Source organism: Alteromonas sp. KUL106, assembly GCF_009811415.1.
In the GTDB taxonomy this organism is placed as follows: Bacteria; Pseudomonadota; Gammaproteobacteria; order Enterobacterales; family Alteromonadaceae; genus Alteromonas.
The window spans coordinates 1-16,571 of the sequence record NZ_BLIG01000053.1 but is presented as its reverse complement, the minus strand read 5'-3'; the positions used below and the strand labels follow the sequence as shown (position 1 = coordinate 16,571).

Below are 16,571 nucleotides of genomic sequence, written 5' to 3'. Positions count from 1 at the left end.
TCCGTCATGTCTACCAATTCCATCACACTGGCATTGTGTAAGGTTATCAACGCGATGTCGATGCTTGGCATTATAGCGATGCGTCGCGCCTATACAACAACTTTTTAAGCTTTTTATGATCAAGTGCCGAAAGATTGTCCAAAAACGCATTCGACGTTCTATATTGTTTATTAATAATCAATAAAGCGTCGGCTATCACCAACGCTGAAGTGTCCAGTTAATTGCTATTACCGCAATGATTGACGACGCAATGGGCATAATAGCTTTCGAATAAAGTTTTACGTTTCTCACTAAAATGAGTAAGGGAAGAAGCAGTGTCACGATAGCAAGTTGGCCTAACTCAACCCCTATATTAAAAGCCATAACGTTCATTACCAAACTGCCTGACTGGGCATTAAGGTCGCCAAACACACTCGCAAAGCCCATTCCATGAAGTAGGCCAAATCCAAAAGTGATAAAACCCAAACGCAGGATCATGGGAAACACATTGTTGAGTGCTGTAATAACAACTGATATCGCAATGCCTAACTCAACAATTCGGCTGTTAAGGTTAATAAAATCTAGGGCGGTAGCCGTTAACGTAATGGAGTGCGCTAGGGTAAACGTGCTGACCAAAATGACTGTGCTCTTTAATATGTGCCTCTTACTATGTGCTTTGACCCAACGTTTATTCTTTCTATATAGATTAACAGTAAGTAATGTGGCGACTAAAAATAAGATATGATCTAAGCCAATAAAAATATGCCAAATACCCTGGTAAACCATCTCACCAAATTGGGAAACCCAATTATTGTCTTGAGGAGAAACAGTGATAAATGAGCGTTCGCTATCTAGAACATGCACGCTGGTTTGTTCATCAAGGGTTATTGAAGCGAGTAATTTATGTGTAGGGAAGTCATTCATCATACCTGTGTAGCGCACTGAGACATCGTTTAAAAAAGCGCAATGCACGGTAAGCGGGTACACCAATAATGACTCAGCAGATATATCTCTCATTGAGGGTGGGGCAACGGCCACAATGCACCGGCTCTCGTTATCGCGAATTACCAGATTATTTTGAATGTAACCGTTCGCCAAATTATGGTTTCTGTTTACTTCACCCCAAGTCAGGGTGCCGTCGTTATTAATATCTAACCCCGCAGTACGCCCAATATCTTCAGGCTTCAACAACAGTTCGCCTGAAAGCGTGTCGTTCGATGCCTTGTTAAGCGTTAAGTAGCCGTTACTTAATTCGTGAGATAATGACAAACCGCTGAAGGCGGCGAAGATAAAAAATGCAATAAATCTAATCATGAGTCGTTCACTGAAAGGGTTGAGGCCGTTACGCTTCTGCTGAAGCGTCAAGTGCTGAGCGAGCGCGCTCTAGCAGGCGTTTGTCACTTGAGGCCTGGGCGTACTGCCAATTGAGTTCAGCGAATTTAACCGCCAGTGGATAATTAGGCGCTATCTCCAAAAAGTATGTGGCGACTTGTGCAGCATGAGAACTGTCTTCTCGCCAAACTCTTATTTCCATGTTTTTTGCTAGCTGAGATTGTACTGCTGAAGATTCAACCCCTTGTTTACGCTCTGCCTTGACCCATTTAAGCAGTAAACCGTCATCAGCCTTCGATATATCGGGAACAAGTCGGGCAAGCGTGGAAGTTACCACTTCATAATTTTCTAACGCAAAATTAGCATCTGCCCAAACTAACATGGCGCTGATGGGGAGGTGTTCAAACTCGGTCTGTGACAGGTGCTGAAGCGCCTCTTCAGCGCCACCAAGCTGCAGTGACATATCTGCAAGTACTTCATAAAACCATTGGCGCTCTGCGACTCTGGCCTTGCTGGTATAGGTTTCAAAAGCCTTAAGCTTTTTCAGTAATTTAGACTCTGTGTTTTGTGAGAACTCAGCATCTACCATACATGTAAAGGCAATGAGAAAGCTTGTTTTTCCTACCAGCTTCTCGCAGTTCTCTTTCGCTTTTTTAGCGTCACCTTGTTGAATGGCAATATCTGCCATAAGTAAGTAAGCCCCTGGTGAGCGAAAGTGTGTAATTTGTTTTAGGTGCTGCTCGGCCTGCTCAAATTTATGAATGCCTTGTAATAATCGTGCCTCTAGTATGACTAGGCGTTCTCTTTGCCCAGCATTTAATGAGGTGAAATCCTTTCGCATCCTGTTTGTAAATCGAATCACGCGCTCTCTTTCGTCTCCGGTTGCCGAGAGGTAGCGGCTTGAAGACAGCACTTTCTCTGCTTCATCTAAGTTCGCTATCGATAAATGTTGAGGCTGCCAGCTTGCGATAACCGTATCGAAATCTAGCTTTTGAGGTTGTGCGAAGACCGAACAAGGTGATAAGACTAACAATGCACTTACTAAAGCGAATTTCAGCGCTGGGCGTTTTACATACTTCATCAATTCGTCCTTAAAAAAAGCCGTCCCTGGCTTTACGGTTGACACTTGTTACCTGCTAACACTTTTCTCGCATTCGATGGGGATTATTGACCTATCAATAAATCATCGAATGTAGTGTCGTCAGCATCTTGGGTGAACTCTCGTCCGTTTACCGGTAAAGGTTCATCGGTAGGTGCTTGGTTAAATGCGTCGCGGGTATAGCTAGAAAACGATACTTGCTGCGCTTCTATAGTCACACTCACGGTAGCAGTAACCTCGGGATTAACGCCATCAGATACGGTAAAAGTAAAGCTATCGCCACCTGTAACCTGAGCATTAGGCGTGTAGGTAAAACTGCCGTCAGCGTTGACTACTGCACTACCTAAACTGCCGTCTTCTCCAAGACCAAAGGTGAGCGCATCGCCGTCTGCATCGCTTGCGGTTAGCGTTCCGTCAAAGGCAATGTCAGCCTGAGTCGTCAGCATCTCATCAACGGCCACTGGCGCTACGTTTTCTTCTGGCGCTTGATAATCGTCATCGTCATCACTGTCAAAACAGCCAGAGAGTGCCAATACCAACCCAGAAACAATCCACAAACGGTGTTTTTGGCGTATAGCTTGCGCTAGCGTTTTCACTGAAGCGTTACCAAAGCTTTTGTTTGTTTGGCTAATTTTCATGGACATGATGGGTCTCCCTATTCAGAACCCGCAAGCGGTGTTTTTAGATACGGGAATGACGAGTCAATCATGCTTGCATCAACGGGAGCACCGTCTGTGAAGGGTACGTTACCTACGCTTGCATCTTCTGGTGAACACAAGCCTAAGTCAGTGTCTTCACCTGCCACCGGGATGGGGTAGCACAAGCGACCCATCACTACGCGAAGGGCAATATCAACCACGTCATCACCTGGGCGGCGACCGTTAGGGAAACCTGCTAAATCATCGCCTGCTACGCCAAATGCTGACTGAGACTCGGCGGGTGTTGCTGGGATCCCTGTGTTTAGGCGCAGCATTTCAGACGCTGTTACGGTAGCTTGCTGGTTCACACCAGGGAAGCCGGTTAGGAACGCTGTCACTAAGTCCACACGTGGGAAATTAGTTGGCGCAAGGGTTTCAATGTCGGTACCTAGCGTACTGTTCACCGCATCTCTAAACAGAATATTGAGCAGTTCTGGTAGCGAAGGGTGGGTCACATAGTCAGCGAATTGACCATCTGTACTTGGGTGAGAAGAAGAGAATTTGTCTTTGTCACCAATTCCAATAACAAGCTCATTCACCAGCGGGCTACCTAAGCGAGACACCTGTGTCATGGCACCACCGTTGGTTTCAGGCTTAGCAAAAGTGGCATCTGGGTTTAGAATGCGCGCTTGTGGCAAACTTGCTGTTGTCCAGCTGCCAATGACGCCGTTGCCGTCACCTGTTACACACGCTTTTGGTACTTCAATAGAAAGGGCGGTTACGTTTTTGTCTACCAAGTCATCGTTCATCGCGCTCTGTGTAATACCGCCCGGGAACCCCTGGCCATCGCCTGCACCCGGCGCACTGTCACCCTCAACAGGAACGTAGTTTACCAAGTCGAACGTTTTGCCCAAGTTCACAACGAAGGGGTCTTTGCGTTGGCCAACAAACACTTTCCCCATGTTATCGCAGCCAGGAATGCTGAATGAGTAAATAAAGCTTTCAGCGTAGCGCGCATATTCCGTTTCGCTGGTGAAGGTTTTATTACCGATGTAGTCAAGCGGCTTTTTAAACATATCGCCCATGGCTGGCGTAAGCGTAGTGCGGGTACCTGTTTGCATATCGCCACTCACCATGGTGAGGCTGTACATTTCTGAAAAATTCGCGGCACTTGAATCGTCTGCGCTGATACCGCCTACATTTTTAAGCGGTACTTTTACCATTTTCTGATTGCCTTCTGGACCAATCGGAAGCGCAATACCTTCGTTACCAGCAGCAAGCATGTTGTTAAAATTAAATACAAAGCTGATATCTTCTACCGCATCCCCATCGCTATCAATATGAATGGCATAGTGGGCGTTCGGGTCCATCGCGAAATAGTTAGGGCCACCGTAGGCATCTTGCAGTGGAATATAGTTAGCGATAAAGGTGACGTAATTTTCACGACCTTGCTCATAACTGTTGAAAGCGTAGAAGTCAGTGCTATCAAGCGCTGGGTGACGAGTAATATTGGGTGCTTCTCTATGACTTGACGCGACTGCGCCAGCTGTTATTGCTGCACACGTCACAGCAACGGCCAAAGACAAGGTTTTGCGTTTGAATTGGATCATGTCGAGTCTCTCTGTTTTTTATGAGTTCAAAAGACCAAACGAATGAGTTTTCGCTTTAGATGCAAAAAAATGTAAAAAGATGGAAAAAGTTTTTATGAAAGCGTTAAAAGTAAAAAAGGCCACATAATATGTGGCCTTGGCGTATGTTATTTCTTCTTTGAAAAAATTAAACCGACACAATCGGAGCAATGTAAAGCACTTCAGTTGGCGATCCTGTTACTGAGCCGCCCGGTGCTTCCAAGCTTACTGCCAACGCCGCGATGCTTTGATCAAGCAGGATATCCGGCGTCGCCCTTGTATCGCCATTGGCTTCAGGCATTAGGCCAAGGGAAATCGGTGCTTCACCGTTTGCTGGTACCATCCAAAGTTCATAGTCTTTATCAGCCAATGCAACAAAGGCATCAGTTACCTTAACATTCATGGTTTCGTCAGAGACTTCTATTACCCATAACGGCGTGTTGTCGGCATTGTTAACCACGGCGATATGCGATATTTCAGGCGCAGGTACTGGCTGCATGACGAAAAGTAATACGGCTAATACCATTGCAGCTGCTGTGGATATAAACGATAAGTTTTTCCAGCGCTTCTGTTTTTCTTTCTCAAAGTCGATGATTCGACCAGGCTCGTTGGAAGAAGGTGTTTCCTTACCAGCGCTAGCCTCGTCAACCGCTTTATGTCCAAGTCTTATTTGGATATTTTCCCAAACGTCGTCAGGCGGTGAAACTGGGGCGAGCGTTTCTGCAAAGCCCGTCAGGTATTGTTCCCACTGCGCTGTTGCTTCGCTGACGGCTTGATACTGCATCATTAGCTTTTGATAGCGCGTGCGAGCCTTACCACGAAGGGTTCCAACAACGTATTCTGCCGCCAGGGCATTCAGTCGTTCTTCTTTTAAATAATTCATAGTGACAGGCACCTCTGCAAGCTTTGCAAGCCTCGTCTTATCCAGCTTTTTATTGTTCCAAGGGGAGACGCTAAATGACTCACCACTTCTTGATGAGACATCCCGTTAACGTAGGCTAAATGAATAGCTTGTCGCTGAGGACCATCAAGTTCATCAAGGCAAGCCGCCAATTTTGCCTGTTCGGCACCAAGTTTGATGGTTTGGGCGCCTTCTGCTCCTGATGGGGCATCATCGTCAAGCTCAACCTCGTTTCTTACATTGTGATAGCGAATCAAATCTAACGCGCGATAGCGGGCAATACTGACCATCCACGTCAACACTGTGCCTTTACCTCGCTGATAATTGCCCGCATTGTGCCATATTTTTATATAGGCATCCTGTGTGGCTTCATCGGCAAGTTCAGGCCGTTTTAATAGCTTTAACGCAACCGCATAAAGCTGTGGACTGGTTATTTTATAAAGCTCTGCGAACGCTTTTTTGTCACCGTCTGCCGTTTTACACAGCAGTGGGAACAAAGTTTCATGTTCCATCGTTGCTCCTACCTTTTATTGTTATGGCGCTGTCTTCACAAAAAGACTCGCTAATGAAACAAAAATAATGTTTCTAAGTATTTAAACTAGCACCCTTTTTGATTAATCACACAAAAATAGCGGTACTTAAAAAGCGCTCGCGCCGTTATGACGATTAAAAACCTCTGCTCGCCTAGTATTTAAGGGAAACGGTAAGGCGCACATTTCTTGGCTCAACAGGGTGATAATGCAAATCTTCTATACCGTCTTCCGGCTCTCCAGGTAGTCGCGATGCATAGAAATAGTCAATATCATGATCGTCACTGTCTAAGGCATTGAGTACCTCTAAAGTCACGTCCCACATTGGCTGACGATAAGCGACCTGTGCATTTATTAAAAACGTCGATGGTGGTGTAATTTCATCGAAACTTTCAACGGTTCTAGAACTTAAATAGCGACCTCTCAATGTGTAACTGAACCCTAACTGATTACTCTGTTGGTAATAGGTTAAGCCTGCGCTTACTACGCCGGGTACGGTGCCATCAATGTGACGGCCTTCGCCTTCAACACGGTCGCTGAATCTCGCTTTTGTCCATGCCGCTTCGATGTCTGTTGTGACGTGGTGGCTAATCCAGTAGTAGGCACTTACTTCGATGCCGTGTCTTTCAGAGGGGCGGCTAGCCTCGGTAAAACCAGCATCGCCAACGTAAACCAGTTCACTATCGAGCTCTAACCGCCATAGTGCGGCAGACAAGTTGTAGGTTTTATTATCGGTATAATTAATCCCCGCTTCATAGCCAAGGCTCTTCACGAGTAAGGGGGCTGCCTCTGTTTCATCACCGGTCACAGGGTCAATCCTGAGGGTTGCTCCTCTCGCATCGTTTGAATGAAAGCCCTGACCAATGTTGGCAAATGCGGTGAGTTGGTCGGATAAGCTGTATTTCAAGCCCGCCTTTAATGTAAACAAGCCATCGCTTTCATTACCTGAATTTGCATCTAGATTACTGGTTACATCAACGTCTAAATAATCGTATCTACCACCTAATGACAAACTAAGTGCATCACTTAATACAATGTTTGACTGGGCAAAAAGTGCATAGCTATTGCTGTCTATTTCGTCTTCTCTAACGGTGCCAAAGCGCGTTAGATTTTGGGTGCGGTACAAACCAACATTATCAATGTCGTCAAAACGCCACTGTCCACCCAACGTAATACTGCTTCCACTCGTAATAGCCAAGGGAAGGGTAGTGAAAACTTCACCGCCGTAAATTTTTCTGTCATCAGCTTGCTCAAATTGATCGCCTCGTTCCGGATTATCAAGCAAGTAGGTAAAGTTCGAAAACAGGCTAAGCGTTGTGTCTATGGCATAGAGTGAAACATTCCAGGTATCACTTGAGTAGTTTGCTGACAAACTGTAGCGTGATGACTCTCCGCCGACTTGGGTATCAATAGATCCCAAACGGTCGATTAAACCGCTTTGTATCGCGCGCTCTGGTACTTGGTCTGCCCCGTTCCAACTATTGTCGTAAGCCATCCCCGTTATGGTCAGTTGGCCACCTAGCAAGGGCGTAATATATCGAATATGGGCATTTTTCTTTTTTACGTCTTCGTCAACATCAGTCCAAGGGCCTTCGTAGGTTTGGTATTCGAGGGCTGTAACAACACGGTGCTCGTCGGCTTCAAAGCCATTTAACGCAACGGCGCGTTTGAATCCATATTCCCCCAAGCTTAGAAACAGCTGATTGTTCTCAAGAGAATCTCGCAAGTTGAAAAATGCACCGCCAGCGCTAGAAAAATCGCCAATGTTGGCGTAGTAAGTGCCCTTGAAATAGCTAAGGTTGTCAATAAATTCTGGGATAATAAAGTTAAGGTCGCTGTAACCTTGGCCGTGCCCATGGCTTCGCATGTTCACGGGCATGCCGTCAACACTTACCGTGAAATCGGTACCGTGGTCCAGATTAAAGCCGCGCAGGAAATACTGGTTGGCTTTGCCCGAACCGCTGTGTTGGGTCACCATCATACCGGGGATAAATTCAAGTATTTCACCAGCTCGAAGCATAGGCCGCTCAATTAGCGTGTCTCCAGACACCCATCCTTGAGAAGCTGAAATGAATTCGCCGTCTTTTATTGAAACGTCACCACGCACTCGAATATGTTCGATATCGCCTTCGGGATCATCTAGCGCTAATGCAGAGCTCATACTGATAGAGACAGAACTTACCATTAGTGCCCGTGCTAGCGCCGCCGTTGAAAAAGATTTATGTGTCACCGTATTTACTTCTTTCGTCCATTTGTAATTTTATTAACGGCTATCTATGAGGCTTGGATGCAAATGTTGAGAAATATTTCTCACTTAGCGTTAAAGGTTATTGCTTCATTAAAAGGCATTAAGTGTGGTTTATGTTGTTTAAGCTCACAGGTGCTTGTGTCAAAATATACGAAGTTATCAATGCAGCTAAGAGAAGCCAGTGGCGAGACACGATAGAAAAGCCAAGAACCAGACATCATCTAATCTGAATAAAGCGGAAGGTGATAATGAGACACGCAATTCAGAACCTGACAGCTCGTCGTTCGTGCGCGCGGGGTTTGTGCGACGCTTGTTGGCTATGATTTACGATACGCTTGTGGCCACCGCTGTGGGCATGTGTGCAGCCATGGTCATGATCGTAACGCTGGTGGTTATGCTGAAAAACGGTGCGCTTGACCTGCAAGGCTATGCTGAACCCGCCGACCTGATCCAGGCTTCATTTGGCTATAAGCTGCTTATTCAAACGTGGGTAGGCCTGTGGATAGCCGGTTTTTTCTTGTGGTTCTGGCGCAGAGGTGGCCAAACTTTGGGAATGCGCGCTTGGCGTTTACGTATTTATAGTACGGTCGAAGAACCCATGACGTGGCCGCGCTTGTTCATCCGCCTCGTCGCATCATTGGGTGGTTTGGGTACGTTACTTGTGTTATTCGATTTCAAAAATAAGCAATCATTGCAAGACCGCCTCGCAAAGACCGAAGTATTGAAATTGACCAAAGAAGCGAATGACCACAAGAGCTGGTAAAATGCCTTGTACGGCGCTAAAAAATCATTAAAAAATAGGCTGCAAGAAGCCTCTTTTTTTAAGCTTTGACTGTTAAATTAGACGAATGCTGATAGCTTGCTCAACGCCTCAACATTACCCCTGCAATGGCTGCAAACAATAAACTGGGTAGCAAGGCGCCAAGGAATGGCGGCAATTGATAAACCAAGCTTACTGGGCCAAATACTTCGTTAAGAATAAAGAATCCAAAGCCTGTCAGTACTCCCATAATGACTCTTGCGCCCATAGTAACGCTGCGCAGCGGGCCGAAAATGAATGACAATGCCATCAAAAGCATTACGCCCACGGAAATAGGCTGAAACACCTTGCGCCACAAGGCTAACTGATAGCGAGAGGGGTCTTGGTCGTTATTTTCCAGGTAGTTTACGTAATCAAGCAGCCCCGTAATCGATAAAGCTTCTGGCTTAACGGCAACAATCCCTAGCTTGTCTGGCGTCAGCGTTGAGTTCCAGCGCATGCGATTGTTTTCATTCAATGTCACTTTCGTTTCAGAAAACTGGGTTACTTCAACATCGCTTAACCACCATCCGTCTCCATCGAAAGCGCCATTTTTTGCGTAAGTAATGCTCTCTAGCGACAAGTCTGGGTTAAAGCTAAAAATGCTTACATCTTTGAGGGAATCTTGGCTTAACACTTGGCCAATACTTACAAACCGGTCGCCATCTTTAGCCCACACTAGTTTATCCGATGAAAATAGGCTCCCGCCTGAGATAGCTTCAGTTCTTATTTGCTTAGCCTTGGTTTCACTGTAAGGGGTTACCCATTCGCCAACGGCCATCACCAATAAAATCATTAAAAGGGTCGACTTCATGGCCGAGTTTATGATGTTCCAGCGGCTCATGCCCGCAGCTTGCATCACTACCAGCTCGCTGTTGCTCGCCAGTACACCCATACCGATGAGGCCGCCGAGTAATGTGGCCATAGGGAAAAATTGCTCTAAGTCGCGAGGCAAGCTTAGCAAGACATAGATAAAAGCGACGAGCATGTCATAGTCGCCCTCGCCAATTTTACGTAGCTGTTCTACAAATTTTATCAATGCGCTTAAGCCAATAAGCACGCTTAACGTAACGGTAATAGTGCCTAGCAGCGTACGCGCAATATATAAATCGAGGATTTTAAACATCTATTTTTTCCCCAATATCCAGGCGCGAAGCTCTGTGCCGGTTTTTCTGTCTCGCACAATCAACGTAACCCCGATAATAAGCATGATGGTATGCACCCACCATAAGCCCAGTTGAGGTGGCATTTTTCCGTCTTCTAACACCCGTCTACTCGCAAGCAACAGCAAGAAGTAGCCCAAGTAAAGCAGTATGGCGGGGAACATTTTGCCAAAGCGTCCCTGACGCGGGTCGACTGCACTTAGCGGTACAGCAATCAACACTAAAAACGGAATGGAAAGCGGTATGGCAATACGCCATTGAAGTTCGGCTCTGGCTTCAATACTGTCGTCTTCCCAAAGCTCGTTGGTAGGCAACACACTTACCTTGCGACGAGTTTCATCTGCTGGCTTATCGGCAATCTGAATTTGGTATTCGTCGAACTCTACTTTTCGATAGGCTTTTTCAGACTGTTTGCCCTCGTACTGTACCCCTTCTTTCAAAACGAGGTTTCGGGTACCGTCTGGGTTATTGGCCACTTCGCCAGTTTGCGCATACACTACGCGCACGTCGCCTTCACTGTCATCCGTTTGATTCTGCGATAAAAACACACGTTGTAACTTATCGTTGTTGTCTACATCGTGCACAAAAATAACGGCTTTTTCGTTACCCGTTTGCTGGAACCGGCCTGGCATTAGCGCCGATATTCCCGCCTCATTACGGGCTTTTTCTCGAAGTTGGTATTCGTTTTCTGCAGCCAATGGGGCGAAGTAAAGCGTAATCGCGCCCGTGACAATCATGATAAGTACGGATAAAAACAGCATTACCCGCGTGACGTACCATTCACTGATGCCGCACGCTCGCATGACGGTCATTTCACTGTCTACATACAGTCTTCCATGCGCCAACATGATGCCTAGATAGGCACTGATAGGTAGTACGAGTGAGGAGAGAATAGGGGCATATAAACCTAGGAAGCCAAGTACAAGTCCAGCGGGTATATCACCGTCTGATGCATCGCCTAAAACGCGCACAAACCTTAGGGTGACAAAAATGGCCATTAGGATAAAGAAAATCGCTAACTGAGATTTCAGCGTTTCCTTAAGTAAATAGCGGAATATCAGCATCTCAGCCCTTCCGGAAAATTAGGAATTTTAGTGAAAGAAAGCACAATTTTGTTTAAACTTACCGTTTTTACAAGTTTTGCCTGCAATCATAAACCGTTTGCATGGTGTTTTGACGCAAATTTAACCTATATTCAATAGGTCTGTAAGCGTGAATTGCAGCGAACTAAAAAGTTATGCTGCGTATTAAAACATAAAGCAGCGCGAAACGTTACGTGATTTTAGTCATCGTGCAAACCATAAACGACGAAAAGCGAGGTGATATCGTGGAGTTTAGTGTAAAAAGTGGCAGTCCTGAAAAACAACGCAGTGCATGTATTGTTGTGGGTGTCTTCGAGCCGCGTCGCCTAACGGCGGTGGCTGAACAACTAGACGAAATCAGTGAAGGTTATATCAGCAACTTATTACGCCGTGGCGACCTTGAAGGTAAAGCGGGCCAAATGTTGTTGCTACACAACGTGCCAAATGTACTCAGCGAGCGCGTGCTTCTAGTCGGTTGTGGTAAAGAACGCGAACTTGACGAGCGTCAGTACAAAAACATTATTGCCAAAACCATTCAAACCTTAAATGAAACGGGTTCAATGGAAGCGGTATGTTTCCTTACCGAACTTCACGTTAAAGGTCGTGACACGTATTGGAAAGTACGCCAAGCGGTAGAGGCAACCGAAGACACGCTTTACACCTTTTTGCAGCTTAAAACCAAGAAAGGTGAGCCTCGTCGTCCTTTGCGTAAAATTGTATTTAACGTACCTACACGCCGTGAACTTACCGTGGGTGAGCGAGCGGTTGAGCATGGTCTTGCGGTATCTCGTGGTACGAAAGTAACCAAAGACGTGGCAAACATGCCGCCAAATATTTGTAACCCTGCGTACTTGTGGCAGCAAGCACAGGAATTAGCAAGCCAATACGACAGCGTCACCGCTGAGGTGGTCGATGAAACTCAAATGGCTGAGCTTGGTATGCAAGCGTATTTGGCTGTTGGCCGTGGTTCAGACAACGAAAGTATGATGAGTATTATGCATCATCGCGGTGGTCCTGCAGACCAAGCGCCAATTGTGCTTGTAGGTAAAGGCCTTACTTTCGATTCAGGCGGTATTTCAATTAAGCCTGGCGAAGCCATGGACGAAATGAAGTACGACATGGGGGGGGCTGCGGGCGTACTTGGTACTATGCACACTATCGCGGCGCTGAATTTGCCCATTAACGTTATTGGCGTATTGGCAGGCTGTGAAAACATGCCCGATGGCAAAGCGTATCGTCCTGGTGACATCCTGACGACCATGTCGGGTCAAACCGTTGAAGTACTGAACACTGATGCGGAAGGTCGTTTGGTATTGTGCGATGCGTTAACCTACGTTGAGCGCTTCGACCCAGAGCTAGTGATTGACGTAGCCACGCTAACTGGCGCAGCGATTATCGCACTTGGTCACCATGCAACAGCTGTGATGAGTACGCACAATCCGCTGGCTCACGAACTACTTAATGCGTCAGAGCAAAGCTCAGATCGCGCATGGCGTCTTCCGTTATGGGACGATTATCAAGAGCAGCTTGAAAGCCCGTTTGCCGACATGACAAACCTTGGTGGTCGCCCTGCAGGGTCAATTACCGCGGGTTGTTTCTTGTCACGCTTCACGAAGAAGTACAACTGGGCGCACCTTGATATTGCCGGTACGGCATGGCGCAGTGGTAAAAACAAAGGGGCAACAGGTCGTCCTGTACCTATGTTGTCTCAGTTCTTAATGAACCGCGCTAATATCAAGTTAGAGGACTAATCATTCATGCCACAAGTGATATTTTATCAACTTACTAGCAGTGATAATGGCGTGGCAGGCCGCGCCAGTGAAGTCATTGCGTCAGCGTTTGCCAATAAGCAAAAGATTAGCGTGCTGTGCGATACACAGGCGCAAGCTGAAGAAGTTGATGAATTGTTGTGGCAGCTGCCGGCCGACCGCTTTGTGCCTCATAACCTTTATGGTGAAGGGCCACAATCGGGAACGCCGGTGGAAATTTGTTGGCGGCCAGAGCAGGTAGCCAGACGACAAATGGTGGTTAATGTGGGTTCCGGTATGGTGCCTTCACCCAACCAGCATCGTCAAATCATCGATTTTGTACCCGTGGACGAGAACGCCAAACAGGCCGCGCGGGTAAGATACAAAAACTATCAGCAAGCTGGATGCAACATGCAGTTCAAGTCTGCATAAGTCATTCGCGTTTAGCTTCAATTTGAGAGTGTGTAATGGATAAAACCTTCGAACCGCAGTCCATCGAGCAGCAATGCTACAAGTCATGGGAAGAGGCGGGTTTATTTAAAGCGTCAGGTAGCGGCGACCCTTATTGTATTTTGCTTCCGCCACCCAACGTGACCGGTAGCCTTCACATGGGCCATGGTTTCCAGCAAACCATAATGGATGCCCTGACACGTTATCACCGCATGAAAGGCGATAATACCTTATGGCAAGTGGGTACCGATCACGCCGGTATTGCTACCCAAATGGTGGTCGAGCGTCAGCTTAACGCTGAAGGAAAAACGCGTCACGATTTAGGCCGAGAAGACTTCATTAAAAAAGTGTGGGAATGGAAAGAGCACAGCGGCGGTACTATTACCGGCCAAATGCGCCGTTTAGGTACGTCACCTGATTGGTCTCGCGAAGTGTTCACCATGGACGAAGACCTGTCTAAAGCCGTCACTGAAGTGTTCGTTAAGCTGCACGAAGAAGGTCTTATTTATCGCGGTAAGCGTTTGGTTAACTGGGACCCAGTGCTTCACACTGCGGTATCAGACCTAGAAGTACTGAACGAAGAAGAAGACGGCCATATGTGGCACATGCGCTATCCACTTGCAGATGGCAGTGGTGAGTTAGTGGTAGCGACAACGCGTCCTGAAACCATGCTAGGCGATACGGCGGTTGCTGTTCACCCAGATGATGAGCGCTATCAAGCCTTCATTGGCAAGGAAATCAAGCTGCCGATTACTGGCCGTTTAATTCCGGTTATCGCCGATGACTATGTTGATCAAGAATTCGGTACAGGCTGCGTTAAAATTACGCCAGCTCACGATTTTAACGACTACGACATGGGTAAGCGTCACAACCTACCTATGATCAACATTCTTACCGACGATGCGAAAATTAATGATGATGCGCCAGAAGCGTATCGCGGTTTAGATCGCTTCGACGCCCGTAAGCAAATTGTTGCTGATTTAGACGCACAAGGCGCATTGGTTAAGATTGAGCCGCACAAGCTTAAAGTGCCGCGCGGCGACAGAACGGGTGCGGTAATTGAACCCTACCTAACTGACCAGTGGTATGTAGCGGTTGAGTCTCTTGCTAAGCCTGCAATTGAAGCGGTTGAAAGCGGCGAAATTCGTTTTGTGCCAGAGAACTGGAACAAGACTTACTACCAGTGGATGCACAACATTCAAGACTGGTGTATTTCACGTCAGCTGTGGTGGGGACACCGCATTCCTGCGTGGTATGACGAAAACGGCAACGTTTTTGTTGGCCGCACCGAAGAAGAAGTGCGTGAAAAGCACGGCCTTGGCAGTGACGTAACCCTTTCACAGGATGATGATGTTCTTGATACTTGGTTCTCAAGTGCACTATGGCCGTTTGCGACCATGGGCTGGCCAAAAGAAACGCCAGATCTTGAAACCTTCGTGCCGTCTTCAGTACTAGTAACCGGCTTTGACATCATCTTCTTCTGGGTTGCCAGAATGATCATGATGACCAAGAAGTTCACGGGCAAAATTCCGTTTAAAGACATCTATATTACGGGTCTTATCCGCGATGAGAACGGCGATAAAATGTCAAAGTCGAAGGGCAACGTGCTTGACCCCATCGATTTGATTGACGGTATTGATATTGAGTCGCTCGTCACTAAACGCACTGCCGGCATGATGCAGCCTCAGCTTGCTGAAAAGATTGCTAAGCGTACCCGTAAGCAATTCCCTGATGGTATTCAAGCCTACGGTACAGACGCATTGCGCTTTACGTTTGCAGCTATGGCGTCAACCAGCCGCGATATCAACTTCGATATGGCTCGTGTTGAAGGCTACCGCAACTTCTGTAACAAAATTTGGAATGCATCGCGCTTCGTATTGATGAACACAGAAGAGCACGACACAGGTCGTGACGGTGGCGAAATGGTACTTAGCATGGCCGATCGATGGATTTGGGCTAAGTTTCAACAAACGCTGGTTGAGTTTGAAAAAGCGCTAGAAGATTACCGTTTCGACATTGCGGCGCAAACGGTTTACGAGTTTACTTGGAACCAGTTCTGTGACTGGTATCTAGAGCTTACTAAGCCAGTGCTTAACAACGACGCCAGCACTGAAGCTGAAAAGCGCGGTACACGTCATACGCTTATTAACGTACTTGAAAGCCTGCTTCGCTTGTTGCACCCGCTAATGCCATTTATCACCGACACGATTTGGCAGCGCGTTGTGCCACTCAGTGCGCTTAAGGTAGAAGAGGGCGCAAGCATTATGGTTCAGGCATTCCCTGAAGTTGATGCAGCGAAACAAGACGACAACGTACTTGCTGATATCGAGTGGGTGAAGAAGTTTATCGTGGGTATTCGTAATATCCGTGGTGAAATGGATATCTCACCAAACAAACCGCTAAATGCGCTACTTAAGAACGTAAGTGATGAAGATGCCCGTCGTCTTGATGCCGCTAAAGCGTTCCTTGATAAGCTGTCTAAACTTGAAACCGTCACTATCTTGAAAGACGGTGAGCAAGCGCCAGCGAGTGCAACGGCATTGGTCGGCGAGATGGAAATTCTTATCCCAATGGCGGGGCTAATCGACAAAGACGCAGAGCTGGCCCGTATTACTAAAGCCATGGAGAAAATCGAGAAAGACGTATCTCGTACTCGTGGCAAATTAAGTAATGAGAAGTTCGTGAGCAATGCGCCAGACGAGGTCATTGAGAAAGAGCGCGCGAAGTTGGACGAAGGTGAAAAAGCCCTCGCAAAACTTAAAGAGCAATTTGAAACAATTAAAGCGCTTTAAAAAGAGAGGGTAGCCCTTTGAAGGGCTGCCTTACTTTCAACTAAGTAAAAGGGTTACCGACAGGTAACCCTTTTTCGTTTGCCTCTTCTCGTGCTCAATAACGTTAGCTGTCGAGGTGGCTTGTCATACCAATCCGCATAGATCATTGCCCACTCAGAAGGTGCTGGCAAGATTCCTAGCGA

Annotated in this window: 13 protein-coding genes; 4 read left to right on the top strand and 9 right to left on the bottom strand. The window is 46.9% G+C overall.

The annotated features are described in order from the left end of the window. Nucleotides 1-195 precede the first annotated feature (195 nt). The 7 genes from GVO63_RS18220 to GVO63_RS18190 form a co-directional block, all read right to left on the bottom strand. Nucleotides 196-1,293, bottom strand: coding sequence for a HupE/UreJ family protein (locus tag GVO63_RS18220; protein ID WP_159581733.1), 1,098 nt, complete (start codon nt 1,291-1,293; stop codon nt 196-198). A 28-nt stretch (nt 1,294-1,321) separates the two neighbouring features. Beyond that, the gene (locus GVO63_RS18215; protein WP_159581731.1) at nt 1,322-2,392 is read right to left on the bottom strand and encodes a lipopolysaccharide assembly protein LapB; all 1,071 of its coding nucleotides are present in this window, start codon (nt 2,390-2,392) and stop codon (nt 1,322-1,324) included. An 83-nt stretch (nt 2,393-2,475) separates the two neighbouring features. Then, nucleotides 2,476-3,054, bottom strand: a complete 579-nt coding sequence (locus GVO63_RS18210) for an Ig-like domain-containing protein (RefSeq protein WP_159581729.1) — start codon at nt 3,052-3,054, stop codon at nt 2,476-2,478. Nucleotides 3,055-3,065: 11 nt separating this feature from the next. Beyond that, entirely contained in the window at nt 3,066-4,658 is a 1,593-nt protein-coding gene (locus GVO63_RS18205) for a DUF4331 domain-containing protein (RefSeq protein WP_159581727.1), read from the bottom strand. Nucleotides 4,659-4,824: 166 nt separating this feature from the next. Continuing rightward, the gene (locus tag GVO63_RS18200) at nt 4,825-5,559 is read right to left on the bottom strand and encodes an anti-sigma factor (protein ID WP_159493514.1); all 735 of its coding nucleotides are present in this window, start codon (nt 5,557-5,559) and stop codon (nt 4,825-4,827) included. Continuing rightward, a complete protein-coding gene (locus GVO63_RS18195; RefSeq protein WP_159493507.1) occupies nt 5,556-6,089 on the bottom strand; it encodes an RNA polymerase sigma factor in 534 nt (177 codons plus the stop codon). Before GVO63_RS18195 ends, GVO63_RS18200 begins: the two co-directional genes overlap by 4 nt. Nucleotides 6,090-6,261: 172 nt before the next feature. Beyond that, nucleotides 6,262-8,292 carry a TonB-dependent receptor gene (locus tag GVO63_RS18190; RefSeq protein ID WP_159581737.1) on the bottom strand — a complete coding sequence of 677 codons (2,031 nt, stop codon included), beginning with the start codon at nt 8,290-8,292 and terminating at the stop codon, nt 6,262-6,264. Between the two features lie 244 nt (nt 8,293-8,536). On the opposite strand from GVO63_RS18190, the gene GVO63_RS18185 reads away from it, so the two are divergent. Then, nucleotides 8,537-9,118 (top strand): RDD family protein, encoded by a 582-nt coding sequence (locus tag GVO63_RS18185; protein WP_159581725.1) that lies wholly within the window; start codon nt 8,537-8,539, stop codon nt 9,116-9,118. Nucleotides 9,119-9,218: 100 nt separating this feature from the next. Here the strand turns inward: GVO63_RS18185 and lptG are convergent, their stop codons facing one another. Next, nucleotides 9,219-10,280, bottom strand: a complete 1,062-nt coding sequence (gene lptG / locus GVO63_RS18180; RefSeq protein ID WP_159581723.1) for an LPS export ABC transporter permease LptG — start codon at nt 10,278-10,280, stop codon at nt 9,219-9,221. Beyond that, nucleotides 10,281-11,381 carry an LPS export ABC transporter permease LptF gene (gene lptF, locus GVO63_RS18175; protein WP_159493504.1) on the bottom strand — a complete coding sequence of 367 codons (1,101 nt, stop codon included), beginning with the start codon at nt 11,379-11,381 and terminating at the stop codon, nt 10,281-10,283. 263 nt (nt 11,382-11,644) lie between these two features. Between lptF and pepA the strand changes: the two genes are divergently transcribed. The 3 genes from pepA to GVO63_RS18160 are packed head-to-tail and all read left to right on the top strand — an operon-like array spanning nt 11,645 to nt 16,389. Then, on the top strand, nt 11,645-13,150 hold the full coding sequence (gene pepA, locus GVO63_RS18170) for a leucyl aminopeptidase (protein ID WP_159581735.1): 1,506 nt from the start codon (nt 11,645-11,647) through the stop codon (nt 13,148-13,150). A gap of 6 nt (nt 13,151-13,156) precedes the next feature. Further along, nucleotides 13,157-13,579, top strand: coding sequence for a DNA polymerase III subunit chi (locus tag GVO63_RS18165; protein ID WP_012519633.1), 423 nt, complete (start codon nt 13,157-13,159; stop codon nt 13,577-13,579). Between the two features lie 35 nt (nt 13,580-13,614). After that, complete coding sequence (locus GVO63_RS18160; protein WP_159581721.1) at nt 13,615-16,389, top strand: valine--tRNA ligase; 2,775 nt, start codon at nt 13,615-13,617, stop codon at nt 16,387-16,389. Nucleotides 16,390-16,571: the final 182 nt, after the last annotated feature.

Excerpts from the sequence above, each read along its gene's own strand:
- GVO63_RS18220 (WP_159581733.1), bottom strand. The coding sequence starts at position 1,293 with ATGATTAGATTTATTGCATTTTTTATCTTCGCCGCCTTCAGCGGTTTG.
- GVO63_RS18215 (WP_159581731.1), bottom strand. The coding sequence starts at position 2,392 with ATGAAGTATGTAAAACGCCCAGCGCTGAAATTCGCTTTAGTAAGTGCA.
- GVO63_RS18210 (WP_159581729.1), bottom strand. The coding sequence starts at position 3,054 with ATGTCCATGAAAATTAGCCAAACAAACAAAAGCTTTGGTAACGCTTCA.
- GVO63_RS18205 (WP_159581727.1), bottom strand. The coding sequence starts at position 4,658 with ATGATCCAATTCAAACGCAAAACCTTGTCTTTGGCCGTTGCTGTGACG.
- GVO63_RS18200 (WP_159493514.1), bottom strand. The coding sequence starts at position 5,559 with ATGAATTATTTAAAAGAAGAACGACTGAATGCCCTGGCGGCAGAATAC.
- GVO63_RS18195 (WP_159493507.1), bottom strand. The coding sequence starts at position 6,089 with ATGGAACATGAAACTTTGTTCCCACTGCTGTGTAAAACGGCAGACGGT.
- GVO63_RS18190 (WP_159581737.1), bottom strand. The coding sequence starts at position 8,292 with ATGGTAAGTTCTGTCTCTATCAGTATGAGCTCTGCATTAGCGCTAGAT.
- lptG (WP_159581723.1), bottom strand. The coding sequence starts at position 10,280 with ATGTTTAAAATCCTCGATTTATATATTGCGCGTACGCTGCTAGGCACT.
- lptF (WP_159493504.1), bottom strand. The coding sequence starts at position 11,381 with ATGCTGATATTCCGCTATTTACTTAAGGAAACGCTGAAATCTCAGTTA.
- GVO63_RS18165 (WP_012519633.1), top strand. The coding sequence starts at position 13,157 with ATGCCACAAGTGATATTTTATCAACTTACTAGCAGTGATAATGGCGTG.
- GVO63_RS18160 (WP_159581721.1), top strand. The coding sequence starts at position 13,615 with ATGGATAAAACCTTCGAACCGCAGTCCATCGAGCAGCAATGCTACAAG.